29 protein-coding genes are annotated in these 25,318 nt (G+C 42.3%); 15 read left to right on the top strand and 14 right to left on the bottom strand.

The window, feature by feature from the left end:
- Nucleotides 1-21 precede the first annotated feature (21 nt).
- A complete protein-coding gene (locus VB732_RS24350; protein WP_323233498.1) occupies nt 22-909 on the top strand; it encodes an ABC transporter permease in 888 nt (295 codons plus the stop codon).
- Nucleotides 910-949: 40 nt separating this feature from the next.
- Entirely contained in the window at nt 950-1,342 is a 393-nt protein-coding gene (locus tag VB732_RS24355; protein WP_323233469.1) for a hypothetical protein, read from the top strand.
- 193 nt (nt 1,343-1,535) lie between these two features.
- On the opposite strand, the gene VB732_RS24360 is transcribed toward VB732_RS24355, so the two are convergent.
- Complete coding sequence (locus VB732_RS24360; RefSeq protein WP_323233470.1) at nt 1,536-1,973, bottom strand: peroxiredoxin; 438 nt, start codon at nt 1,971-1,973, stop codon at nt 1,536-1,538.
- A 193-nt stretch (nt 1,974-2,166) separates the two neighbouring features.
- Between VB732_RS24360 and VB732_RS24365 the strand changes: the two genes are divergently transcribed.
- The 7 genes from VB732_RS24365 (at nt 2,167) to VB732_RS24395 (ending at nt 6,144) form a co-directional block, all read left to right on the top strand.
- Nucleotides 2,167-2,571, top strand: a complete 405-nt coding sequence (locus tag VB732_RS24365) for an Npun_F0494 family protein (protein ID WP_323233471.1) — start codon at nt 2,167-2,169, stop codon at nt 2,569-2,571.
- 403 nt (nt 2,572-2,974) lie between these two features.
- Complete coding sequence (cobQ, locus tag VB732_RS24370; RefSeq protein ID WP_323233472.1) at nt 2,975-4,459, top strand: cobyric acid synthase CobQ; 1,485 nt, start codon at nt 2,975-2,977, stop codon at nt 4,457-4,459.
- Nucleotides 4,460-4,559: 100 nt separating this feature from the next.
- Nucleotides 4,560-4,796: a 2Fe-2S iron-sulfur cluster-binding protein gene (locus VB732_RS24375; protein WP_322733411.1), complete on the top strand. Its 237-nt coding sequence runs from the start codon at nt 4,560-4,562 to the stop codon at nt 4,794-4,796.
- Between the two features lie 152 nt (nt 4,797-4,948).
- Nucleotides 4,949-5,146 carry a type II toxin-antitoxin system RelE/ParE family toxin gene (locus VB732_RS24380; RefSeq protein ID WP_323233473.1) on the top strand — a complete coding sequence of 66 codons (198 nt, stop codon included), beginning with the start codon at nt 4,949-4,951 and terminating at the stop codon, nt 5,144-5,146.
- 11 nt (nt 5,147-5,157) lie between these two features.
- The gene (locus VB732_RS24385; protein WP_323233474.1) at nt 5,158-5,394 is read left to right on the top strand and encodes a HigA family addiction module antitoxin; all 237 of its coding nucleotides are present in this window, start codon (nt 5,158-5,160) and stop codon (nt 5,392-5,394) included.
- A gap of 382 nt (nt 5,395-5,776) precedes the next feature.
- Nucleotides 5,777-5,902, top strand: coding sequence for a type II toxin-antitoxin system HicA family toxin (locus VB732_RS24390; RefSeq protein WP_323233475.1), 126 nt, complete (start codon nt 5,777-5,779; stop codon nt 5,900-5,902).
- A gap of 23 nt (nt 5,903-5,925) precedes the next feature.
- Entirely contained in the window at nt 5,926-6,144 is a 219-nt protein-coding gene (locus VB732_RS24395) for a type II toxin-antitoxin system HicB family antitoxin (RefSeq protein ID WP_323233476.1), read from the top strand.
- A gap of 78 nt (nt 6,145-6,222) precedes the next feature.
- On the opposite strand, the gene VB732_RS24400 is transcribed toward VB732_RS24395, so the two are convergent.
- From VB732_RS24400 to VB732_RS24420, 5 genes are all read right to left on the bottom strand, one after another.
- A complete protein-coding gene (locus tag VB732_RS24400) occupies nt 6,223-6,678 on the bottom strand; it encodes an SRPBCC family protein (protein WP_323233477.1) in 456 nt (151 codons plus the stop codon).
- Between the two features lie 33 nt (nt 6,679-6,711).
- Complete coding sequence (zds, locus tag VB732_RS24405) at nt 6,712-8,151, bottom strand: 9,9'-di-cis-zeta-carotene desaturase (protein WP_323233478.1); 1,440 nt, start codon at nt 8,149-8,151, stop codon at nt 6,712-6,714.
- A 274-nt stretch (nt 8,152-8,425) separates the two neighbouring features.
- Entirely contained in the window at nt 8,426-8,602 is a 177-nt protein-coding gene (locus VB732_RS24410) for a CopG family transcriptional regulator (protein ID WP_322641006.1), read from the bottom strand.
- A 1,411-nt stretch (nt 8,603-10,013) separates the two neighbouring features.
- On the bottom strand, nt 10,014-10,166 hold the full coding sequence (locus VB732_RS24415; RefSeq protein WP_323233479.1) for a hypothetical protein: 153 nt from the start codon (nt 10,164-10,166) through the stop codon (nt 10,014-10,016).
- 123 nt (nt 10,167-10,289) lie between these two features.
- Nucleotides 10,290-11,936 (bottom strand): DUF6930 domain-containing protein, encoded by a 1,647-nt coding sequence (locus VB732_RS24420; RefSeq protein WP_323233480.1) that lies wholly within the window; start codon nt 11,934-11,936, stop codon nt 10,290-10,292.
- A gap of 320 nt (nt 11,937-12,256) precedes the next feature.
- On the opposite strand from VB732_RS24420, the gene VB732_RS24425 reads away from it, so the two are divergent.
- The 3 genes from VB732_RS24425 (at nt 12,257) to VB732_RS24435 (ending at nt 13,501) form a co-directional block, all read left to right on the top strand.
- Nucleotides 12,257-12,613 (top strand): iron-sulfur cluster assembly accessory protein, encoded by a 357-nt coding sequence (locus tag VB732_RS24425; protein WP_323233481.1) that lies wholly within the window; start codon nt 12,257-12,259, stop codon nt 12,611-12,613.
- 105 nt (nt 12,614-12,718) lie between these two features.
- Nucleotides 12,719-13,141 carry a hypothetical protein gene (locus VB732_RS24430; RefSeq protein WP_323233482.1) on the top strand — a complete coding sequence of 141 codons (423 nt, stop codon included), beginning with the start codon at nt 12,719-12,721 and terminating at the stop codon, nt 13,139-13,141.
- Nucleotides 13,142-13,252: 111 nt separating this feature from the next.
- Entirely contained in the window at nt 13,253-13,501 is a 249-nt protein-coding gene (locus VB732_RS24435) for a hypothetical protein (protein ID WP_323233483.1), read from the top strand.
- Nucleotides 13,502-13,626: 125 nt separating this feature from the next.
- On the opposite strand, the gene VB732_RS24440 is transcribed toward VB732_RS24435, so the two are convergent.
- The gene (locus VB732_RS24440) at nt 13,627-14,547 is read right to left on the bottom strand and encodes a TIGR01777 family oxidoreductase (RefSeq protein ID WP_323233484.1); all 921 of its coding nucleotides are present in this window, start codon (nt 14,545-14,547) and stop codon (nt 13,627-13,629) included.
- Nucleotides 14,548-14,726: 179 nt separating this feature from the next.
- Here VB732_RS24440 and VB732_RS24445 point away from each other — a divergent pair, with 179 nt between their 5' ends.
- A complete protein-coding gene (locus tag VB732_RS24445; protein WP_323233485.1) occupies nt 14,727-15,074 on the top strand; it encodes a hypothetical protein in 348 nt (115 codons plus the stop codon).
- Between the two features lie 72 nt (nt 15,075-15,146).
- Here the strand turns inward: VB732_RS24445 and VB732_RS24450 are convergent, their stop codons facing one another.
- The 6 genes from VB732_RS24450 to VB732_RS24475 form a co-directional block, all read right to left on the bottom strand.
- Nucleotides 15,147-15,635, bottom strand: coding sequence for an FHA domain-containing protein (locus VB732_RS24450; protein ID WP_323233486.1), 489 nt, complete (start codon nt 15,633-15,635; stop codon nt 15,147-15,149).
- 423 nt (nt 15,636-16,058) lie between these two features.
- A complete protein-coding gene (locus tag VB732_RS24455) occupies nt 16,059-18,530 on the bottom strand; it encodes a heavy metal translocating P-type ATPase (protein ID WP_323233487.1) in 2,472 nt (823 codons plus the stop codon).
- 135 nt (nt 18,531-18,665) lie between these two features.
- Entirely contained in the window at nt 18,666-18,845 is a 180-nt protein-coding gene (locus VB732_RS24460; protein WP_323233488.1) for a hypothetical protein, read from the bottom strand.
- A 75-nt stretch (nt 18,846-18,920) separates the two neighbouring features.
- A complete protein-coding gene (locus tag VB732_RS24465) occupies nt 18,921-19,259 on the bottom strand; it encodes a DUF2752 domain-containing protein (protein ID WP_323233499.1) in 339 nt (112 codons plus the stop codon).
- A 449-nt stretch (nt 19,260-19,708) separates the two neighbouring features.
- Nucleotides 19,709-19,984 (bottom strand): TM2 domain-containing protein, encoded by a 276-nt coding sequence (locus VB732_RS24470; protein WP_323233500.1) that lies wholly within the window; start codon nt 19,982-19,984, stop codon nt 19,709-19,711.
- Between the two features lie 604 nt (nt 19,985-20,588).
- Nucleotides 20,589-22,163 (bottom strand): type II CAAX endopeptidase family protein, encoded by a 1,575-nt coding sequence (locus tag VB732_RS24475; RefSeq protein ID WP_323233489.1) that lies wholly within the window; start codon nt 22,161-22,163, stop codon nt 20,589-20,591.
- A gap of 101 nt (nt 22,164-22,264) precedes the next feature.
- Between VB732_RS24475 and VB732_RS24480 the strand changes: the two genes are divergently transcribed.
- Nucleotides 22,265-22,513 carry a hypothetical protein gene (locus VB732_RS24480; RefSeq protein WP_323233502.1) on the top strand — a complete coding sequence of 83 codons (249 nt, stop codon included), beginning with the start codon at nt 22,265-22,267 and terminating at the stop codon, nt 22,511-22,513.
- A gap of 150 nt (nt 22,514-22,663) precedes the next feature.
- Here VB732_RS24480 and VB732_RS24485 read toward each other — a convergent pair whose 3' ends face one another.
- The gene (locus VB732_RS24485; RefSeq protein ID WP_323233490.1) at nt 22,664-23,104 is read right to left on the bottom strand and encodes an SRPBCC family protein; all 441 of its coding nucleotides are present in this window, start codon (nt 23,102-23,104) and stop codon (nt 22,664-22,666) included.
- A gap of 280 nt (nt 23,105-23,384) precedes the next feature.
- Here VB732_RS24485 and VB732_RS24490 point away from each other — a divergent pair, with 280 nt between their 5' ends.
- Entirely contained in the window at nt 23,385-25,037 is a 1,653-nt protein-coding gene (locus VB732_RS24490; protein ID WP_323233491.1) for a mechanosensitive ion channel, read from the top strand.
- The last annotated feature ends 281 nt before the right edge of the window (nt 25,038-25,318 follow it).

Here is a 25,318-nt window from a genome sequence, read left to right on the forward strand (position 1 = left end):
CCCAATTCCCAATCCCCAATTATGAGCGTTACTCCTAAATCTGATATCAATTGGCAGCCGATAGCATTGCCACAAGCAGATGTTAATGCTGCACCTAACTTTTTCGCTGAGTTGGTACAAGAGACGTTAGCTTTAACTCGTCGCTTGTTTATTCAGTTGCAACGCCGTCCCTCAACTTTGGTTGCCGGAATTATTCAGCCGGTTATGTGGTTGATACTGTTTGGCGCTTTGTTCCAAAATGCTCCCAAAGGTATATTTGGTAATACAACCAATTACGGCCAATTTTTAGCTGCTGGCATAATTGTGTTTACAGCCTTTGCTGGGGCGCTGAATGCTGGTTTACCCGTAATGTTTGACCGTGAGTTCGGCTTTTTAAATCGTTTGCTGGTAGCACCGTTAGCATCGCGGTTCTCTATCGTCTTTGCTTCGGCAATCTTCATCATCAGCCAAAGTTTGCTGCAAGCAGCCGTGATTGTAGCGGCGGCGGCGTTTTTGGGGGCTGGACTACCCGATGCAGTCGGTTTAAGTGCGATCGCTCTCATTGTCTTCCTCTTAGCTTTGGGTGTAACAGCCATCTCCCTCGGTTTAGCTTTCGCCCTACCCGGACACATTGAATTGATTGCAGTGATTTTTGTCACCAACCTGCCATTATTGTTCGCTAGCACTGCTTTGGCTCCTCTATCATTCATGCCTCAGTGGTTACAGGTTATCGCTACCCTGAATCCTCTGAGCTATGCGATCGAACCCATTCGCTATTTGTATCTCCACAGTGATTGGGAATTAGGTAGTGTAGTAATGCAAGCTCCTTGGGGCAATGTTACCTTTGGGGGAGCGTTGCTGGTGTTGTTCGGCTTCGCCATTGTCGCTTTACTGAGCATTCAACCCCAACTACGGCGGACTCTTGCTTAAAGAGATAAAATAGAGCAATTTTATTTAGGGTCAAAATCCCATGAAAAAACCATTTTTACAAATTCCTAGACTCTTTGTAGCTACTGTGGCAGGAATTAGCTTTGCTTCCTTGCTCACGGCTCAACCAAGTTCGGCTCAATTAAGCAGCCCAGCAGATGCTTTTCCCAGTAATAGTACAACAGACCAAAATACCGATCCCTTTTCCCGTTCAAACTCAGACAATTTCAATATGTTTGACCTGATTCATCGGGCAAATTTCGGGACTCTCAACTGGGATTCTAACCAAAAAAACGAACAATTAGATTCAGCCGCAGCAGCCTTTAGAGCAAGTCAACAAAAACGAATCCAACAAGGTCAAGCACAGCCAGTAACCCCCGCTTCGCCATCGGTTACGCAGCCATCGTTTACGCTGCCATTACCGTCAGGCAACTGAAATCAAACAAAAAACCCCAAGCCTCTAATATGTCAGCTAGTTTTGTGGGTTTGTAGTAAGCACTTTAATGCTTAAAAAATAAGGACTAAAGTCCTTACTACGAACTTGTTGAACTATCAATTTAAGCTTGACAGAATATTAGGGCTTGGGGGTTGAGACTATTTCAAAAATCCTTAATTATTAGGGTAAAGAACTACAGCCCAAGTGCAGCTAAAATATCGCTAGCATGGGTGGTAGTATTTACGGCACTATCAACATGAGTAATTTTGCCACTAGGGTCAATTACGTAGGTGACGCGCTTGGCATAACCACCGCCATCCACATCGAAAGCTTTGATTAAGGATTTGTCGGAATCAGCCAGTAGGGGAAAATTCAAATTATATTTTTGGGTGAATGCTTGATGAGAAACTTCATCATCAGCACTGACTCCCAACACTACAACATCTTTACCTTGATATTCAGATTGGGCATCTCGAAAACTACAGGCTTGTTTGGTGCAGCCTGGCGTGTCATCTTTGGGGTAAAAATACAAAACGACGGTCTTACCAGCAAAATCAGATAACGATACTGTGTTGCCGTTTGTATCTTTGGCGGTAAATGCAGGTGCATCCGTACCAACTGCTAGAGGCATAATTAACCTTTCCTGTTTCAGATTGTTGATGCACTTGAAATTTTACATTAATTTATAATCATTAAATATAATTATTAAAAAATAGCATAACTATACTTTAGGTAACTAATTTTGGTTAAATGAGGTATGCGGTACAAGAAAAAATATATTCTTGAATTAATCTTTTTTAGAAGAAAATTTCTCCCCCTACACAATGGCTGCTGCTGATTCTCAAAACCAAAATATTTTTGTCTATCCTCAAAGCACAGTAGAAAGAGCAGAACGATCGCTAGTGTGTTCGCCTTTTAATGTATCTTTATTTGAAGTCATGGGACACCAGAGTGTATCCGTAACTGCGATCGCTTTAGAAAATGGACTTAAGCAGGGCTATACTAAGCGCCCTTTATCAGAATTAGCCTGTGATAACGCCTTGGGCTGGCTGATTCAAGTAGGTGTATTGCGCCGAGAAGTTGATGGACAAGGGATTACAGATAGTTTTCGCCTCACTCCTTTGGGTCGTCAGTTAGTGGAAAAATACCAGGGAAAAAACTGGCGGACACCTTCATGGCGCGATCGTTTATTCGACGCTGTGATTCGTTGGTTACGGATACCCTTTTAGAAGAAAAAACCCAAGAGTTAGGATTACGCAATCAAAGGGAATAATATATACGGAAATATCACATCTGTTCATGAAGTCTTTACAATGTGGTGGGACATTGGGCATTGTACAGAGAGCAGGGGGCAGGGAGCAGGGGGCAGGGAGCAGGGAGCAGGGAGCAGGGAGCAGGGAGCAGGGAGCAGGGAGCAGGGGGCAGGGAGCAGGGAGCAGGGAGCAGGGGGCAGGGGAAGAACTATTGATTTATTGATCCATGCCCAATTCCCAATTCCCAATTCCCAATTCCCAATTTCCAATTCCTAATTCCCAATTCTCAATTCCCAATTCCCAATTCCCAATCCCCAATTCCCAATCCCCAATTCCCAATTCCCAAGTATCTTGAAAAACTAACTAATAAATAGCAACTATGAAATCAATTATGGTGGTGGGGACAACATCCCATGCAGGGAAATCACTTTTAACTACAGCCATTTGTCGCATTCTGTCGCGGCGTGGGTGGCGGGTGGCTCCCTTCAAGGGTCAAAATATGGCTTTAAATGCTTATGTCACTGCCAATGGTGGAGAAATTGGTTATGCTCAAGCAGTGCAAGCTTGGGCTGCGGGAGTCGTACCTTGGGTAGAAATGAACCCAATTTTACTCAAACCCCAAGGGGATATGACTTCTCAAGTAATTATCAAAGGTAGGTCTGTAGGTAAAGTAAGTGCCTCAGATTACTACGAGCAATATTTTGACCTGGGGTGGAAGACAATTGAAGAATCGCTACAGCATTTAGGAACAGAATTTGACATGGTGGTTTGTGAAGGTGCTGGTAGCCCAGCAGAGATTAACCTCAAGCACCGTGATTTAACTAATATGCGCGTAGCCAAATATTTGAATGCACCAACGATGTTAGTAGTTGACATTGATCGAGGTGGTGCTTTTGCCCATGTAGTAGGAACTTTAGAGTTATTAGATCCAGATGAACGCGCCCTAATTAAGGGTATAGTAATTAACAAATTTCGAGGACAGCGATCGCTCTTAGATTCAGGAATAAAATGGTTAGAAGAACGCACAGGTATTCCTGTTGTGGGTGTTATACCCTACCTGCAAGAAGTGTTTTCAGCCGAAGACTCTCTTGATTTGCTAGAACGTCAATCGTCGTCGAGTAAAACCCAAACTGACCTCAACATTGCCGTCATCCGTTTACCCAGAATTGCCAATTTCACCGACTTCGACCCACTGGAATCAGAAAGTACAGTTTCAGTAAGATACCTCAGTCCTAAGCAAGATTTAGGACATCCTGATGCCGTAATTATCCCAGGCACAAAGACCACAATTGCTGATTTGCTACTGCTGCAAAAGAGCGGGATGGCAGAAGCTATCCAAAACTATGCTGCTTCTGGCGGAACGGTTTTAGGTATCTGCGGTGGCTATCAAATGCTCGGTCAAATCATCGCCGATCCAGAAGGGATAGAAGGACAAGCTGGCAGATTTCAAGGGTTAAATCTTTTACCAATTAGAACTGTAATTACTGGCCAAAAAATCGCCCGTCAGCGCCAAGTTAGCTCAAATTATCCACAACAGGGCTTGCCAGTCAATGGCTTTGAAATTCACCAAGGGCGATCGCGCATCGAGCAGCAAGGAATAGATCCTCAATCCTACCATGCCCTATTTGACGATATTAATTTAGGATTAGTAGATAGTTGCCAATCAGTTTGGGGAAGTTACCTCCACGGGCTTTTTGACAACGGCCCTTGGCGACGAGCTTGGTTAAATCGCCTCCGTCAACAGCGCGGTTTAAAATCTTTGCCCACCGGCGTTGCTAACTACCGGGAACAGCGAGAACAAATTTTGGACTCTCTAGCCACTGAAGTTGAAAGCCATTTAGACTTAACTCCATTTTTGTCTTAAGCTAGAATGCTTTGAAATGTCATTAGTCATTGGTCACTGGTCATTTGCAAAGGACGAAGGACAACTGACAAATGACAACTCTATTAAATGCGTAATATTGATGATTGTTCGTGTCCGCTTTTTACCAGATGATGTCACAGTAGATGCCGAAGTGGGAGAAGCCCTATTAGATGTAGCAGACCGGGCTGGGGTATTTATTCCTACCGGTTGTCTGATGGGGTCTTGTCACGCTTGCACCGTCGAATTAGAGGATGGAGAAATCATCCGCGCTTGTATCAGCGCAGTACCGCCACGTGAGGAATTGACAATTAATTTGTTTAGCGATCCAACTTGGTAATGTCGCCCTGTTATAGATAGGACTTACGCACACTCCACGAATTCTTGGCGTTCTTGGCGTCTTGGCGGTATGCCTGCGGCACGCTACGCGAACGATAAATTAGCTTTTTGGCAATTTTTGCGTAAGTCCTGATAGAGAAGGACTGATATGTTATGCGGATATATATATTAGAAGCCGCTACTAGCAAAGAATCTCTGATGAAACTACCGAGCAACCATTTTGAGTCTTTAGAGGGCAATCGAAAGGGTCAATATAGCATTCGGATAAATAAGCAATGGCGAATTTGTTTCAATTGGGCAGATGAAGAATCTAAACCTTTCAACATAGAAATTACAGACTATCATTCTTAAAGGAGAGAAAAATGGCACGGTCACCCATCCATCCTGGAAAAATTCTTGCTGATGAGCTTCACGAATTGCAGATAAGCGCAAGTGAGTTAGCACGTATCCTTCATGTACCAACAAACCGGATTACTGAAATAATTAATGGTGAACGGGCAATTACTGCTGACACGGCATTACGATTAGGGCAATGGTTTGGTACTGGTGCTAGCCCTTTCAAGGTGGGTACAAATTTTGGTGAAGAAACTCCTCTCTAACCTCTTACCTCTGTGTTCTCTGCGCCTCCGTGGTTAAATAAATTACTTTTAAACCGCAGAGTCACAGAGAACGCAGAGAGAAAAGAAGAGATTTTACGAGTCACCTTGAAAGGGCTAGCACTGGTGCTGAGTTATGGATGAGTTTACAAAAAAATTATGAGCTTAGACTAGCCGAACAAAAAATTGGTGAAGAAATTCAGGCAACTATTTCACCCCGGATATTACCTGAGTTAAAACAAGTCAAGGCATAAACAAAAATCTAATCAATAGACCTCTTGCATAAATCGAATAGACCTCCCTTAATCTGACCTATTGTTTCTTACTGTAGCGATCGCATTTTTTAATAAAATTAATGCCAAAGAAAATCCGGTAACTGAAGCAAATGCTTTCCCAAGTTGGTTTTACAGAAGTCCCAGGAAAAGGAAGTCATACTAACTGGGTGCATCCCCTCTATAGTGAAAAAATCACGATTTCAGGCAAAGATGGAGCAGATGCTAAACGCTACTGAGGAAGTAGAACAGAAAGAAAAAGATGAGTAAGCTTAAGTACCAAATGATTATTCAGTGGTCTGAAGAAGATAATTGTTTCTTGGTAGGATTCCCTGATTTTCCAGGGCAACGCTGGCGAACTCATGGGGATACTTACGAGTTAGCTGTGGCAAATGGAATTGAAGCATTAGAGTCTCTAATTATTGCTTACCAAGCTGTGGGCGATCCACTTCCAGAACCAACAGTAAGTAGAGTGCGTTAACGCGATTGAGTCAGTGGTAACTAATACTGAACAATTTGCGCGGTGCAATTTTTTGGTTTAAATACTCTGCCTGTTTTACTATTTATATGAATTAGCTTTAACATTCAGCGCGTATTCTTTAAACCTTTCCAAATCAGCTTGAATCGTGGATTCAACTACCCGCCCCAAAAACAAGTTATCCATAATTTTGCCAAGAATGCCGGGGATAGCGTAGGAAATGGTCATTTTAACAATACTATTATTGTGGCGATCGTAAAAGCGAATTGCTCCCTGATTTGGTAAACCATCAATGGATTCCCATTGAATAATTTGGTTTGGGATAACTTTAAGGATTCGGGATTTCCAGGTAAATTCTAGACCGCCACCAGCACGAAGTTTCCAAAGAGATATATCTGGATTATCTGGCGGAATTTTCACAGAATCAATCCACTTCATCCACCTGGGCATTTGCTCCAAATCAGACCAGAGACTCCATACTAAATCTATGGGAGCCTCTACTTCTATCTGCACAGTATGCTCTAACCAATCTGACATTCTCTTTTCTTCCTTTGCGTCTTTCGCGGTTAGTTATTTCTTCAAACTTTCCAAAATCACTTTTGCCGCCCGCCGTCCAGAAATAGTAGCACCTTCCATGCTGTCGATGTAGTCTTGCTGAGTATAACTGCCTGCAAGGAAGAAATTATCTACTGGTGTTTTTTGGTTGGGACGATACGCATCCATCCCTGGCGCTTCTCGATAGAGAGACTGGGCAAGCTTTACCACACTGTACCAAGTCATATTTAGCTCCCGCGACGAGGGAAACAGTTCATGGACTTGCTTGAGGACATGCTGTGCGATCGCTTCATTGCTTTGTCCAATAAACGGATCTCCCGGTGTCAACACTAGCTGTAACAAAGATCCCTGTCCTGGGCGATAATAATCAGCAGGGCTAGTCAACGCCAAATCCGCAAAACAAGAAAAATCAGCATCGGCTGTGTACAGCAAATTATCGATTCCAGCCGCGTGATTTAGCTGTTTACGTTGCTCTCCATCGTTCAGTTCAGTCACCCAACCATCGAAGCGTAACTGCACTGTAGCCACTGGCACGGCATCCAGTTTGTAAATATTGTCAAATTCTGACCACTTACGCCACTCGTGGGGTAGGATGCGTTGAATTCCTGGAACATCACAGGCGAAAACGTAAGCATCAGCAGTGATAGTTTCTACTGCATCACCTTGGGCAACTACTATACCTGTGACGCGGGTTTGTTCGTCTGACTCAGCAAATTTAATTTCCCGCACTTGCCGACGGGTGTAAACTTTAGTGCCTCTAGCTTCTAAATATTCCAGAATGGGCTTGTGCAAATATTCAGATGGAGAACCTTCCAGCATCCGCAAAACTGAAGCTTCAGTTCTGACTGCAAATAACTGGAATATGGTTAACATACAACGGGCAGACATATTTTCGCAATCAATAAAGCCCAATGCGTAGGCGATAGGGTTCCATAAGCGCTTAATGCTGCCATTACTCCCACCATGACTGCGAAACCAATCGGCAAAACTAACTTTATCCAAGTTGCGGATGGTCTTCATCGCCCCATTAAAGTCTACCAATCCACGAACTATCGGACTAGTACCCAGAGCGATCGCATTTTGCAGCTTATCCTGCAACGATAGTTGAGAAGTCGTGAAAAATGCCTTTAAGCCATTGAAAGGCGCACCTGTAAAAAAGCGAAAATCCAAACCACCGGTGCGCCCCCCTTTATTAATAAAAGTGTGGGTGTGTTCCTTGAGGCGTAAGTTTTCTAACACGCCCACTTTTTTCATCAAGTCAAATAGTTGGTAGTAGCACCCGAAAAATACATGCAAACCCATTTCTAGATGGTTGCCATCTCCATCAACCCAACTGCCAACTTTGCCACCCACAAACGGACGAGACTCAAAAATCTCTATTTCACAACCAGCATCGGCTAAATCTACTGCGGTTGCTAGCCCAGCTAGTCCCGCACCTACGATTGCAACACGCATTCCGTCGTTCCTTTTCAGTTTCTTTACAGATTGTAACTGGGTTGGTGTCGGAATTTGCTACTTAATATCAACTCACCAGCATATCAAAGCATGGCAATGTCGATACTAAAACTTCTTTGATTACTTCTTTTAGTCCCAGCAATTGATCAGACGCGAGAAGAACGCGTCTGTATCAGCTAGACAAATTCTTGCCCATCGCGGCGCACTCAAAAAAGTATCAGAGCTATTTTTTTGGTGGCAAAGCAGTTATCTAGTAAGTAATAAAAGTATGTTCTTACTTATTTATATCTTTGCCATCCTCAGATACAGGCAAACTTCTAATCAGTTCACGAATCACATCGGTTGCGGGTCTACCTGTTTGTTGGCAATATTTTTCTAGCTTTTCCGCTTCCTGTGTTGCAAGATTAACTGTTATGCGTTTTACGGCCCATTTTTTATTTGTCATTATCATGCTATCTGCTGTATATTTAGATTGTCGAAAGATTGTAAGTAAAGAGGGAACCGATAAGATTATCAGAGTTTGTCTCAGGAAACAAGTAATACCATTAATATTAAAAATTGTTGTTTTGTCAAAGGATTCATAATTTTCTAAAGAAATCAAAAAACTTCACTTTATTTGTTACTATTTTGACAGCAAAAACAGCGCATAGTTCCTTTTGAGGATAATAAACCTACTAATAGCATCAGTAAAGCCTGACAGTGAAATTTTATAAATGAATTTGAGACACCTACTATTGACTCAATCAAGATTTCCAAAGTTATTCTCTACGGAAAGGATTTGACCTTCTTTCTTAACCAAGTTCATCAAACTCACTAAGTGAGAACATCTGGTATAGCTGATGAAAATAAAGCTTTAGAATCGTTCTCAGCCTGAAATTACGACTTACAGGCGGTTTAGGGTGGTATATAGAGGTAGCGACAAATCACTTAAAAGTAGGTAAATAAGCGATCGCTCCAGAGCAAATATCTATTTACACCTGTTGCTGTAATCAATAAGCTAATATCTGCTTGAAGGCTTAAGACTTTTGGCTTACGGTGATTAAGCTGCTTGTTTGTCTGGATTAATTTTATGGTCAGAAAAAATAGGATAGTACTCAGCTTTCTGAGTATGAATAGCTATTTTTATAGACAAATTTTAACAGCATTGTCTGTAATTTCACACAGACGAATTACCTCAGAAAGGGTGTGATATTACTTGAATGTTGTCCATGATAATATTTTCTTTTTGTTTCATGCTTTCACGTTAACTCAGTATAAAAAACTCACCATAGGATACGATAAAACTTTAAATATTTTTACCTCCTATTAACAATATAGTTTATTTGAAACTCAGCGTTTTTGTTGAATTAATCGTATTTATCTATCTAGATGTAAACGAATTATCTTTAGCCTATTTTTACACTATACTCTCACTACCAACCGCCTTTTTATATCGAAACATTAAAATGAAAACGGCTGCAAAAAAACTTGAACTTACAACCTTTATTAATTTGTAAATGAACTCATACAAATGATTGTCTGTCTCATTTTTTGGGAGTGTATTCATTATAGCTAGGATTTCTGACCTTTCAATAAACTTTATTTAGACACTAAAGAAGTTCACTTTCAAACTTTATAAAAAAATTACAAAGAAAAATAGATAGAATGAGCTTTTTCTTAATAATATTGATATATAACAAGCTCAAAAAATCAAAAAAATGTTAGCAAAAAGATTCTGATATTGAAGTATATCGGCTACGTTTAATTAAAACGAACGTCGTAAGTAAATGCCCGTTTGCTTGTACTCGTTTATACTAGCTGAAATTCAAGTGAAGTTACTAAAAACTTTGGAAATACAGATACTTCATGAAATTTAGGTAAAGTTAGCTATCATCATGGGTATGTAATAGTACAGCCTGGTGACATATAGCCAACATATCAATTGACAAGATTTGGGGCAAAATATCCTTGTCAAAGGTATGCAAAGTTCCGCCCTGCTGTACTAAGTGCATCAAGGCTAAGTATTCTAGATTCACTTAGCATTCAATAATCCCACCGACTCCCCAATGATGAGTTTGGTCAATATGTAAATCAAATACACATCAACTTAATTTCTCATAGCCGTAACCTGATATTAAGGACTATGGAGATTAGTGCAACTATTCCAATTTAAGTTGGGGCATAAGTTGGAGAGTGCCAAGACCCAAATCTTTAGGTGAAAGCGATCGCGTTTCAAACAAAGCCATCATGTCTCGTAACTGAGGATTGCCACGGGAAGCTCCTGTGAGTCCTTTAGCAATGATTAAGCCACAGTAGCCCTGAGTATTTTTGCAGCGTTGATTCCATTTTTTTCGGGCTTCTACATGAATTGGATCGTCATCTAAAAATTCACCGAATAGGAACAATTCACCATTTTGAGTTTGTAATAAACCCAGGTCGTAGCGATCGCCATCAAAAGGATCGGCACCTGGATTAAAGCAAATTGCTCTGAGTCCGCCTACTGCTTCAATTCTTTCAATTACAGTCTTCGCCTTGGGGCGGGAAGTTTGAATTAAAATTACCGGCAAACCGTCACCGACTTGTTTGATTTCACCAGCCTCATGGTAAGTTACCCCCTTACGCAGGTGATCCAGCATTTCCCAAGACACTACACCCAAGCTGAGGAAGGAGTCTTCCGGTATCAAATCATCTTGTAGTGATTGAAAATTCGGAGAGTCAAAATTATCAATTTCATCATCGTCATCAAAGCCTGCCATCTCCTCTAACTCTGCTGCTAACTGCGGCATAGTAGAGACTGTCACAGCCACAGATTTAATTGATTCTTCCGATTGCGGCAGAGAAATACGGTAGCGACGGCTGAGGGTAGGAAAGATGTCCTCATGAAGCTGGCGACGGTGATCACGAATAAAGCGGAGCAGGCTTTCGATCGCAACGAAGACTACCAGCGCTTCTTCGTCATACAAGACAGACCGCAGTCCTTCTAAGGGATGGATATTACCGAAAGTGGGGTCAATTTCTGATAATGGCAGATCCGCCAAATCACTTTCTTCGTCTTCGTCTTCGTCCTCATCTTCGTCCTCATCAGCACTTTCAAAGGTGAGAAACAGACAATCTTGCTTGAGAAACGCTTCTTCTAAATGCTCCGTGGATTCTGCATCTTGTAAAACGGCGGCGCGAAACTGTTTTAAAGACTCTTCTGAGCGATAAAACAAAATCCCATACTCCATTCCCAGCATTCCCATGACTGAGGCGTAGATTGTGCCAACATCCCACTTGTTAATCTCGATTGACAAAATTTGCTGTTCTTCTAAAAATTCCCAAGGTGCTGCTTCCCAAATTGCAAATGCTTTCTCTCGTAAGATTTGTGCATACTGTGGGGGTAAGTCAGGGGTTTGACTATCGAGGATGTCAGCGAATCCGCGAAAAAGTTCGTCAATTAAAGGCAGCTCTGGTGCGTAGTCAATGGCAATATCTAAATCTTGCAGCACCCCCCGCAGGTAAAATTGGATCTCGCGGTCTTTGACTACAATTCTTTGGGGCCTGGCGGGTCTTGCCGGACTGTGGGGATGCTCCATTGCTCGCATTAAGGTACGAACTATTGCTTCCGGGCCGATATCTGAAGCTACCACGTCCATTCCTCGAACCACACCTTGGGAGTAATCTACCCAGAGAATGCATTCTCCCTTTTCCTCGGAGTCTGAGTGCTGGTTTGGTGATGACAACGGACGGCGATCGCCCTCCCATACAGAAGGAATTTGAGTTAATTTCTTCAAGCGACGACTGGTAGAGCGATTAAAACTTGTCATAGAGTAAGTTAATCAAAAGAAGCAATTTGGAAGTAGACTTTGGGGGATAGCTAGCCTCGGATTAAGTTTTTATGGCTGCACCTGATAGTTGCTTCTCAGACTTGCCATGCTTGAACTGCAAAAATACCGAATCTCTAAACACACTGAGTCTCTCAATTCTAGAATAAAAATCTTTGGCTGCTTTTAACCGAGTGTTTACAATTTGGCATCTAACGACATTTAAGCCGCTAGAATGGATACAAAAACACCAAGGGCGATCCAGAGGCATTAACAAGCCAATACAGAGTAAAGCTTAGACTAATTAAGGAGTTAAAAAGCAGATGACACAAACAATTCAGCCTCAACAACGCGGAATTCTGTTGAGCGAAGCCGCATTGCACCAGGTAAAATCCCTCCGGGACAAGCAAGGCACAGATTTCTGCTTACGGGTAGGAGTCCGTCAAGGTGGCTGTTCTGGAATGTCTTACATGATGGACTTTGAAGACACTAGCAAGATCACCCCACAGGATGAAGTTTTTGACTATGATGGCTTCAAAATTGTTAGCGATCGCAAAAGTCTGTTATATCTCTACGGTTTAATGCTCGATTACAGCGATGCTATGATTGGCGGTGGTTTTCAATTCACCAACCCCAATGCCAACCAAACTTGCGGTTGCGGCAAGTCATTTGGGGTGTAATATTGTCATTTGTCATTTGTCCCTCGCCATTTATCATTTGCAGATGCCAATGACCAATGACTAATGACCAATGACTAATGACCAATAACCAATGACTAATGACCAATGACTAATACAGTTGAATCCCTGTTTGATACAGGTTTGGAACGCTATAAAGCTGGAGAGGCGGTAGATTCTTTAATCCCTGTATTTAAAGAAGTGTGCGATCGCGCTCCTAAAACTAGTGCTGCCTGGATTTGTTTGGCGTGGTTGTATCTACTCGATAACAAACCCAACTTGGCTTACAAAGCTGCACAGAAAGCAGTCAAGTTAAATCCACAAGACCCACAGGCTAGAGTCAATCTCGCCTTAGCAATGCTGGAAACAGGTCAAAAAGGTTTACGAGAACATATCGACATAGCACAGCAGCTAATTTTTGTCAATGAAGAATGGCGTGATGAAATAAAAACCAGTATTGAAGACGGTTTAACTAGAAAACCAGATTGGCAGAGTTTGACAAAAGTCAAAAATTGGCTGTTTGAGGAGTGAGGACAAGAGACGCGATTAATCGCGTCTGTACAGGAGTATAATTCTCACTTCTAACTTATCCGTCACTTAGTTAGCAGTCGTCAAATTTTGGGCAATTAGACAAAAGGGTAGATGAAAGATAAATTCTTAAATTGGCTAAACACGATTTTAGTCGTAGATGTTTTCTTGGTTTTGTTTGGTTTTGTCTGGTTAGCGATCGCTGCGATCGGTGATTCTGTAGGAGTAAACCTGGGCTTGGATTTGTGGCATCAACTATGGCAACCCGTGTTTAACCCAGCGATCGGCATCCTTATGGGCGGTGCAATTCTCAGTGGTATTATCAGTTGGGTTTCCAAAAAATTTCTCTCCAGTCAAGAATAAAGGGATCGGGGATTGGGAATTAGGAATTGGGAATTGCTCAATAACCAATAGTTATTCTCCCCCCTGCTCCCTGCTCCCTGCTCCCTGCCCCCTGCTCCCTGCTCCCTCCCTTATTCCCCCTGAGTCTATCCAAGAATTTGTCTTAGTGCTGACTGTAAATTAGGATATTTGTACTCGAAGCCTGTTTCTACAGTGCGTTTGGGAAGAACCTGCTGACCTTCTAAAACTACCATAGCCCCGTCTCCTAAAAGAGCTTCAATCGCAAAAGCCGGAACAGGCAACCAAGAAGGACGATTCATGACTTGTCCCAAAGTTTGACTTAAATCTGCCATTCGGACTGGGTTAGGGGCAGTGGCATTGTATACGCCTTCTATTTCCGGTTTAGTTAAAGCTTGCATAATCAAGTTAACTACATCGTCTACGTGAATCCATGAGAACCACTGCCGACCACTGCCAATGGGGCCACCAGCAAAGAGTTGGAAAGGTGGAATCATTTTACTTAAAGCACCACCATTGCCTAGAATAATTCCAAGACGCGGAATTACCAGCCGCACACCAGCATCTTTTACTTTTCTCGCTTCCGCTTCCCAGGCTTGGCAAACTTGGGCGAGAAAATCGTTACCAGATAGATTTGTTTCATCAAAGATTGCCGTTTCACTGGTACCGTAGTAACCAATAGCTGAAGCATTAATTAACACAGATGGTTTCGGGTTAGCGTTGACAATCGCTTCAACTATTTTTTGTGTGCCTAACTTTCGGCTATTGAGGATTTCTTGTTTACGTTCTGGTGTCCAGCGTCCTTCAGCAATGGGTTCTCCTGCCAGATTAACTACGCCATCACAGCTAGCAATGACACTTTGCCAAGAACCAGATGCATTTGGTGTATAGGCAACAATCTCTACATTTGGGAAAGCCTCAGATGGAAAGACCTTTTTAGCAAAAGCGGTGTTCCGAGTTAATACTACTATTTGATCACCTTTTCCTCGGAGTTGTTTTACCAAAAGACTACCGACAAATCCTGTTGCTCCAGTAATTGCTACTTTCATTCATTTTTTACCTCAGCCAAACCCTTATTGTAAAGTTTTTGATCGAACTTTGAGCCGACAATACTTTCTTTGGGGATAAAACAGATGCAACTGTATCAGGTGCAAATATTTGAATGACTTTCTGTTTAGATGCTTCGGTATTATAGGATGGACAGAGTGTTGCAAGGCGTGGGGCTATTATGGCTCGCTATACCTGTTCGTTTATTCTTTCTGTTCCTAGTGACTATCTATTGCCGTTACTTGTAGAACTTCTACAGGAGTGTCAGTTGGATATTCAATACCACACGGGCGATTACATCATCGCTCGTCAGATTCCTGGTAATGTTCCTTTTCCTAAATTGATCACAGTAGAAGTACTGGTTGATAAATCAAAATCTACTGAAACGGAAACCCGGATGAGTATTGTGATTAAAAATGAAGAACTACCACTTCAACTAGATAATTACTGCCGGCAAATGTTTGAATTTATCAAGCAGGCTATTGAAAGTAGCCGCCATTGGCATTTGATTGAAAGTATTGCAGGATAGCTTTGGTAATTGAATTGACAATCCCACGGCTTAAAGCCGTGAGAGTGTCAAACTGTGATTTGTATCTAGAATTCAATCCTCCAGATCCTCGGCCATTCCGGGGTTTATTAGTGTAATGTCGTACTCGCTCGAATCTGTTTGTCCCAAACGCTGAGTGTTTTTTAAAAGGTAATAAATTGCACGAACTTGGGGGCCAAAAACGATTTCGTCTTCATTTCTGAGATCGTGGTTTGGTATCTTACGTCCATTAATCATCAAACCGTTGGAACTTGCCTTACCTTTGGCATCGCCATCTACAATCCGGTAATAGTAGCTATGACTATTATGCTCTCGTGGCAATCTCACTAATGTGGCATGGCGGCGGGAGACAAACTGCGACATCAAACGGATATTACACTCGCGATCTCTACCGATAGAGTAGACGGGTTGCTCCAGAGAAAATTCTTTGCGACCTTGATCGTCTTCAATAATCAGTAGATGGTTTTCATTAGTTTCTGCTGCCATTGACAAATCGGTGGAACTATGATTTAACAAGATTTGTTTAGTATCGTATTTTGCCATTCTCGCGCACCATAAGCCTGTGGTGCTGATCTAAATAAAGTTTAAAATTGCATAATACCTTGAAAAAGTAGAACTTGGTCTTTCTACTTCAGTAGCTATGATAGCTTTTGTAGGTGTCTCAACAGGCTTTGTGATCTCGGTAAAAACTGAATAACGATGCAATTTAACGATAATTCGTAATTCGTAATTCGTAATAGAGCCTCCGGCACGCTACGCGAACGTAATTCGTAATTAAAAAAGGTTTAGAGTCTCGAACCTTATGGTTGGGGATTTAGCGAGTCCGCGTAGGCTTACTTAAAGCAAAGTAAGCTAGGCGCAGTGTATCGTAGAGAGCATCATTAGTAATTACGAATTACGAATTGTCAATTTAAGATGGGCAGAACTAAGATTTGTGCTAGTAAGTTTTAGGTGCAGCAAAGTATTTTACGAGTGATGAGCTAATCGCCGTAATAATATTGAGTTTGTGACGACGCTAACAGAGCTAAAAGCCATTAATGCAGCCGCACCAGATGGGTTAAGCACAAAACCCAGACTAGGGAACAAAACGCCTGCTGCTAAAGGAATGCCAACAGTATTATAGGCAAAAGCCCAGAATAAATTTTGGCGGATTTTGTTGAAGGTGGCGCGACTCAGCCGAATAGATTCGACGACATCGTTTAAGCGATCGCGCATAAGGACAATTTCAGCAGTTTCCATCGCCACATCTGTCCCTGAGTGTAAAGCAATTCCTACATCTGCTTGGGATAAAGCTGGAGCATCATTGATTCCATCTCCTACCATTGCCACAACTGAGTGCTGAGTGGGGAGTGGAGAGTTAGGAGTTAAGAGTGAGGAGTTAGGAGTTTTCTTTGTCCCCTTGTCTCCTTGTCCCCTTGTCGCTTCAAACTGGAGGGACTGGATTGCAGCTGCTTTTTTGGCTGGGGGAACACCTGCTATGACATCAGCGCTGTCTAATCCTAGTTGTTTGGCTATGGCATTAGCTGCTTCTTGGCGATCGCCACTGAGCAACATTACCCGTAAGCCCATCTGACGCAATTTATCTACAGTGGATTGGGCATCTGGTCTGAGGGTATCGGAAACAGCAATTAGCCCAGCTAAAGTTCCCCCAACTGCGATGCAAACGACTGTTTTACCATCTGTTGCTAAATCCTGCGCTACCTGTTGTGCAGTTTCACTAATGGCAATGCCGTGCCAAGTTAACCAGTCCCAGTTACCCAACAGTACAACATTGCCTTCTACCACAGCAGACACTCCTAATCCTGGTTCCGTGTGAAAGTCCACAGCTTCTGGAATAGATAACTCTTGTCTGAGTGCTTCTTGCTGAATCGCTTTTGCTAGGGGGTGGTGAGTACCGCTTTCTACGGCTGCTGCTAGTTGAATTAGGGATTGGGAATTTCCAGTCCGCGATTCCGCAATTAACAGACAATCTGTAACGATGGGATTACCTGTGGTCAAAGTGCCAGTTTTATCAAAAACTACGGTGTCTAACTGGTGTACTTTTTCTAAAACGTCGCCGCCTTTGATTAATAAACCTCGTTCTGCGCCCATAGCAGTCCCGACAAGAATGGCTGTTGGGGTAGCGAGTCCTAAAGCACAAGGACAGGCGACTACCATAACTGCGATCGCTAGTTTTAAGCTGATTAATAGGGGGGAGTGGGGAGCTTGATATGTAGCATGACCCATCATTTTCATGCCACCAGACATGCTGATATCAGCCCAAATGTGAGTACCGAAAAAGTACCAAAAGACAAACGTTAATAAAGATGCTGTCAGCACCCCGTAGGTAAAGTAACCAGCTACTGTATCTGCTAATTTCTGGACTGGGGCTTTTCGAGTTTGGGCAGCTTCTACTAGAGCGACAATTTGAGCTAAAGTTGTATCACTTCCAGTCCGGGTTGTCTGAATAGCGATCGCTCCTGACTGGTTTAAAGTCCCGCCTGTCACCGCATCTCCCGGTTGCTTAATGACTGGCACGGCTTCCCCAGTCAACATGGATTCGTCCACCGTTGTTTGACCAAGCACCACTTCACCATCGACAGGGATTTTATCACCTGGCAGCACTTGTAACCATTCACCAACCCGCACCTGTTCGGCGGGAATCTCTACACTAGAAGATCCCACTCCGCCTTTTTCTGGGTTGGCAATCAATCGCGCTACCTGTGGCTGGAGTGCTAGTAATTTTCTAAATGCGGCAGCCGCGCGACCCCTAGCTTGTTGCTCTAATGTTCTTCCTAAGAGAATAAAACCCAGCATCATTACTGGTTCGTCAAAAAAGCACTCCCAACCCATTTGGGGAAACAGCAATGCTACTAAACTAGCAATGTAGGCTGTCAGGGTTCCCAATCCAATCAAGGTATTCATGTTGGGTGCATTTCGCCGCCAACCCAGCCAGCCATCTACTAAAATCGGGCGGCCGGGAATTAATATCGCCACTGTCGCCAATCCACAGTGAAACCAGATGTTATTTAGTATCGGCAGCACTGAGCTACCAAGATTACCAAAATGTCCACTTCCCGACAATAATAGTAAGATTGCAGCGATCGCTAACTGCCTTAGAGAAGACTGCATTTCTCGGCGTTGTCGCTCTGCTGGGTCTGGTAAGGTAGATATCTCACCTACTAATGTGCCCCTAGCTTTGCGGGATCGAGTTGGAAATCCAACGGCTGTTAATCTTTGTGCTAGTGCATCTGCATCTACCGCACCCGTTTCTGACTCTACAACTGCTACCTCTGTGGCCAGGTTTACACAGGCACTTTTAACTCCTGGATGTTGGGTTAGCTGTCGTTCTACTGCATTCACACACCCAGCACACTTCATACCTCCAACATCGAGAATAATTTTCTCTAGGATTGGCTCAAGTTCTAGGTCTAGCTTAGTTTTTGGGGCAAGTTGCATGGCAAGTATTTAGATTCGCTACAGAAATTCAACGCCTGACTAAAAGCGCCTCTAATTTGAGCGTAGGCTAAATATGGAACTACGACTGTATGTCAACCCTATTAAATTTATTAATTTATCGTACTTCGCTGAGGTTCACTGACGGCTCCAGCGTAAATAAGTCACATAAATGATCGCTCCAGCCTGCATTGGCATCAGGACAACCAAACTTTTCCAAAAATTGTGAATTTCCAAATTAGACATGGCACTGAAATAGCCAAAGCCCAATAACAAGAAGAGTATCCAGATTAGCTGTTTACGTTTGATGGTTAGCATAGTAGTAGGATTCAGAATTTTTTAGCAAAAATCTCTAGCTGTACACAATAGAGAATAGTTTTAACTAATAATTACTCAAAAAATAAGTTTCCCCAAGGGAGAGTTAATAAAATAAAAATACATTTCTCCAGTCTGCGACAGATTATACAAGCGAAGAAGATAGTAAGTGAAAACCGCAAATAGCCCTAGAATCTGTAATTTTCTTTGTTTTACAAGATGACAATAAAACGCTGTAATTTGGCGTTTTGTGAGTAGTTCCAGAGTAATATGAACTGCCACAATCACAAAACTAGCAAATAAGAGTGGGCCGAATAAATTTTCTGCCAGTGCTTGAAATAAATTGCCTTGGGCAATAGCCATAAAAGAGCGAGTCATGCCACAAGTTGGACATGGAATTCCAGTCAAATGTCGGATTGGGCAAACAAAGAATCCGTTTTAGTTAATTTATAGAATAAATAAGCACTAAGCGTTTCTGTAAATGTAAGCATTGGTAAACTTACAACACTTACGTTAACAATAGCCAAAACCTGATTTTTTACATATAGACACATTCGCGGAGCGTCTCGTAGAAAAGCGACTAGTCTACGAGTTCTCCAACAAGTTACCGCAAGGTATTGCCCGAAAAAATGGGATTCAAGCCCCGTCATGAAGGACGGCTTTGGAGTAATGAGTAATGAGTAATAAGTAATAAGTAATGAGTAAATACCCATTTCTGATCCACTCATTACTCATTACTCGACCGTTCATAGCGGTGAGGATGTCACCCTGAGCGCGTATAATTTTGCGTAAGTCTTAAGTTATTTCAAAGATTCATTCAAAATATATAACTTCACAGAGTAACTCAAGTATGAAATCTTAAGTTTTTAGAACCACCCTTGCTTATTCACAAAGTAGGTATTTACAAATTCTTCGGGGGATTTATTCAAATAGATCATGCCTTCAATTAAACCGATAAGTTGCATAATTAACAAGGCAATGCCGTAGGTGAAAGAACCTCCGACTACAGAAATCACCAACATGATAAAGCCTTCTGGAGCGTATCCTAGAATAAATTTATGAACCCCAAATCCTCCAAGGATAATGCCACAGTAACCAGCTAGAAGTTGTTTGGTAGGGTGACTGGGGTTGAAATTTGACATATTAAGTGCTGCTCCTTGATAAGTGAGGTATAAAAATAAAGTATTTATTGTAATCAAACAAAATACCTTTACTTGCTTAATAAATAGATTTTTAATTTTTTCAGTACAAGTAAGACTAAGACGAATGACTAAAATCAGCGTTCTTCTTTTCAGAGGAGACACTAAAATATCTGGCGGCATAGCTTGAAAATCTGGCACTCCTTACTGAATAAATTTTGGTGGATTGGATGGTTGCAAACCTTGGTGCGGCAGTTTTGCAGATTTTTAGGTAAGACATTGATCTTGAGAATCATTAACCTCAATAATCAGCAAAAACTGCTACATTACTTTTTACAAGTCCATCAGTATTATTTCCGGGTTTTTTTACGATCGCACCAATGACATGATCAGTTCTTGGCTAAAATCACCCAGATTCATAATAAATGCTTAACTAGATAGTTTGTTGTCTATGTTAACAGCATTCTTTGATTTGCTTCTGCAATTATCTTAATTAGGTTTTCAGCTAGTATTTATGCTTAACAACCAAATTATAATTAGTAAATTGTCTCTACTTATGCAGATGAAAGCAGATATTTCTTTTTTCAGCAACAGTATGATTTTAGTGCTAATTGCTACCTAAAATAAATAGGCTTAATAATGTACCGCTATTCCAAAGGCTGTGGAGGAGCATCGGAGCAAGGAGGTTGCGCGATCGCGTGTAAACTACTCCTAAAACGATCCCCAATGCGGTCAGTGGTAGGATTTCCGACAAGCTGAGGTGAGCGATCGCAAACAACAAGCTACTGATCAGAATCGATCCCCACACGGGTAAGTAGCGAGTTAGAGAAGGTAACAAAAAGCCGCGAAATAGAATTTCTTCAAAAAATGGAGCTGCGATCGCTGCTGTGGAGAAAAATATGCCAAGTGCTACACCATCTTGGCTTTCCAGCGCTAGTTGCAACAGGGGGTTACTACCACCCTGTCCTTGCCATAGCTGTTGATTAATCAGAGATACCACCACAACTATAGGTAAAGCCGCGCAATAGCCTCCCAGTCCCCACAAAAACCATTTATCTTGAAAACGGAAGCGAAACCAAAATTCTGGTAATGGAAAAAAGCGCTTGAGAGAAAAATACAGCACTAACAGCGCACCCGATGCTACTAGAAAGTAACTAACTAAAACATAAAAAGCCTGAAGTCGCACATCACCCACAGGACGAGGGATCGGGAGCAGCGATAGCAATAAAGGGACAAAAATTTGCCCCATGAAGAAAAAGCCGACGATAAAAACTTGCAAAATCGTTTCACCATCCCAAGGTGTTGACCAAGGGACATCAGCATTTTGAGCGAGTAACGAGGTTTTTCCTTTCAACAAGCGTTGAGCAAATAATAAAATCAGCAGTATTAGACCAATTAAAGCTGCTAAGGTGGGAATAGTGCCAATAACTGCTAATTTCACCACTGCTTGAGCAGCAGATTCTTGTTGTGCGGCTTTAACTGCTGATAAAGCATCTTGTCGTTGCTGGAGTTGGTATAGCTGAACCAAAGCAGTAGAGCGAAACCAACCTTCTAAATTCTTTTGAATCCGTTCTTGAGAATTTTGGAGCAGACGAGGAGGATTGCTCCATAGTCCACTTAATACAGCTGCGGTTTCTCCAAATTCTGGATTGATATCTGAGCGTTGTTGTAATTCGCTCCAAGTTTTGAGAGCTGTATCCGTCTGTCCTTGCTGTGCTTGTAAAATTCCCAGACGCAAGTCTAATTCAGCCTGTAATTTTTGTAATTGTTTGAGGGATTGCTGTAATTGTTGCTGTCCCTGTTTAGAAGTTTTAGTAGTGGGAGGAACATCCGGTAGAGGTTTCGGAGGTATGGGAGTTATTTCAGGTTGAGAGCGTAATTGTGCAAGTTTGTTATTAACTTTGTCTAAATTAGCTGCAACTGATTGACGCGCCTCTTGATACTGCTTTGTGGAGCTTTCCAAAGGTTGCTCACCAAGTATTGCTTCCTGAACCGCTTTGAGATTGCGATCGCTACTATCTTCTGATTGCCAAGCCTGGGCTTGGAGAGCAATATTAGTTTGGTATAGTTCTAGGCGACTTTGAAACTGAGGTTCTTGCCAACTACTGAATAAAGCCGAAACTGCTAACAGAACTGCTATCGGTGTCAGTATAAAAATTAAAACTAATCGCTTGAGTGTCATCTATCCCTCTTTTACTAACCAATGGAGAGCGCGTCCCCCTTGGGAATTATCGCAAGAAAAAGTCAGAGGTGGATAGATATCATCAATATTATAAGTTTGCGATGTCTACGACGGGCGTAGCTGCGTCACCCACCATGTTAAATTACAACCCATTGCACTGCTTACCCTCCGCCGAGGATCTGCCCGATTCGGACTATACACCTGTCGACAATGAACTACAAGATTTAATTCCCAGTTTACTCAAAGCCATTCTCGCTTGGTTATGGACAAACGGGATGGATATTTCACTATCACTCATACTTGCTTTTACCCCTGGCTTTAGGAGTGTTGTATTTTTTACTTACTTTTGATACCAATCATCTACCACTACAAAGATTGTCGTTAATAGTGTTCCAAAGTCTATGCTAGTCATGGGGAAAGTCTGAGTTGAAAAGCTGGTAACTTTTATCTTCTTACTTCTCCCGCCTTTTTTTCTAATTTACATTAGGCGTAATTCCCAGTTACGAATTTTCTGCGACTCGTTTGAGGCGGCGGAGTTGGGCTTGCATATCTTCTTTTGTCCAAGATGCGGCGAAGGTGTTGAAACCCCAACTCACTAAGGGGTTAGGGATATCGAACTCAAAGCGGTTCAATAGAAGCGTTCCCTTTTCTGTGGGTTGACATTCCCAGCGATCGCGCCCTTGGAAAAATCCCTGAAATTCCCAGACTACCAAACCCGGTTGCCGTTCCACAACTATGCTATTCAAAGTGGGTTTCAGTAGAGGAATTTGAATGATAAAACGGCTTTCACTGCCTAAATCAGTACTCCAAGCTCCACCCACCGGTTCGCAACGGAGGGCGGGGTTGAGCCAACGGTGCATGAGAGCTAAATCACTAATACAGCGCTCTACCACCGTAGCTGTCGCATTAATTTGAATCGATTGCTCCAAAACTTGGGACATTCCACATCTTTGATGCTGTTGCTGCAATTAGAGTAACGCAAAATTCGTCATTGTCATTAAATCAAATATTTAGTAACAAAGTCAAAAATGACTTTTAATATTAATGCCATAAATGTAAGTTGTTACTGGTATAAAAGTTATACGTAGAGGCAACTCGTGAATTCCCCCTACGTAAAAATAAGGGTTTCGGCTATTGTTTGCGTAAGTCCTATGGTAAATTGATAGGCAAAACACTTACTCAGTGTTTGCGGCGAATACTTAAGCTTAATTCCCGAAAACCATGAACACAACTTGGCAAGGAATAACCCAGGTGATAGAAGTTGGTTTACCCATAAGGGTGCAGCAATTTTTGGCACAATCGCCCAGCCTGCAACCGATACAACCAGCAGTGAATCAAGGAATTGCTGATGTGCAAGGTATTGTTCAACAGATAATTCTGTTTACGCCCCGTCTCTTGGGGGCAGTAGCAATTTTGTTAATAGGTTGGCTAATTGCGGCGATCGCAGCAGCAGTGACGCAAGGAATCCTCAAGCGCACAAATATAGATAACCGCATTGCCGCAGGGATAACGGGTCGTCAAGATGTTCCTCAAGTGGAGAAACTAATCTCCAGCTTAGTTTTTTGGAGCATTATCCTATTGACGGCGGTAGCTGTTTTACAGACATTGGATCTGGAAGTAGCCTCCCGACCCCTGAATAATTTTCTCGATCAACTTATTGGCTTTTTGCCAAAATTGGTTGGTGCGGGAATTCTTTTGGCAACCGCCTGGTTTTTGGCGACCATTGTCAAGATTATCACTGTGCGATCGTTACAGGCATTTAATCTGGATGAGCGTTTGAATCCAGAACCAGAAGACACCGCACCCAGCCTAAATCAGTTGTCTCTAAGTGAGACGATTGGCAATGCTCTGTATTGGTTTATATTTTTACTGTTTCTTGCTCCAGTTTTAGATACTCTCGGACTAAGACAGGCCCTACAACCAGTACAAGCTCTCATTACCCAAGTTCTGCTAGTTCTGCCAAACATTTTAGCGGCGGCGCTAATTGCTGTAGTTGGTTGGTTTATAGCTAATGTGGTGCGACGGATTGTAACGAACTTATTGGCGACAACTGGGATTGACCATTTAGGTAGTCGCTTAGGATTATCTGCGGCTGCGGGAGTGCAACCTTTATCGAGTATTATCGGCACAATTGTCTATGTTTTGATTTTGATTCCTGTGGCGATCGCAGCGCTTAATGCCTTGCGAATTGATGCGATATCTATCCCGGCGATCGCAATGCTGCAACAGGTTCTTAACGCCCTCCCTGCCATCTTTACAGCCGTAGCAATTTTGATTGTTGCCTATTTCATTGGGCGATTTATCGCGGATTTAGTTACAAGTATCCTCACCAATTTAGGCTTTAACAACATTTTCACTATTTTGGGTCTGACAACACCCAGCAGACGCATCGAAATTTCAACTGAACCAACAACTGCCTATACTCCAAGCCGGACTCCATCGGAAATTGTAGGTATTGTTGCCTTAGTGGGTATCATGCTGTTTGCAACGGTGGCGGCGGTGAATATCTTGAATATTCCAGCCCTGACAGCATTAGTGTCTGGGATTGTGATTGTATTCGGGCGGATTTTGGCGGGATTGGTGATATTTGCCATTGGCTTATTCCTGGCAAATCTAGCTTTTAATATCATTACCAGTTCCGGCGAACGTCAGGCAGAAATTTTGGGACAAGTAGCGCGGATTGCCATTATTGCTTTAGTCTCTGCAATGGCACTGCAACAGATTGGAGTTGCCAGTGATATTGTGAATTTAGCCTTTGGACTTTTACTCGGTGCGATCGCAGTAGCTATTGCCCTAGCTTTTGGTCTGGGAGGGCGCGATATTGCCCGCGAGCAAGTTCAAGAATGGCTAAACTCTTTCAAAGGTAGAAACTAAAAGTTGATGAAGGCGCAATTTCGTTTGTAAATCTCGGAAAGTGTAGCCTTAAGTATCAATAGTGCAGAGAACCTATCAGCAAGTTTACTTACAAGGTTGAAAATTAGAAGCTCAGAAACTCGGAGTTTGGGTGTAGAATTTGACGTTTCGAGTTCTAAAGCTCAAGTTCCGAGTTCTGAAGCTCAATGATAATTATCAGCGATCGCTTTAAGTCAATACACTTGGGTTAAGGCTAAAAAATAAAACTGGTGTAGGTTGGGTTGAGGAACGAAACCCAACAT

Origin of the sequence: Nostoc sp. UHCC 0252, assembly GCF_034931145.1 — a bacterium.
Classification (GTDB): domain Bacteria; phylum Cyanobacteriota; class Cyanobacteriia; order Cyanobacteriales; family Nostocaceae; genus Nostoc.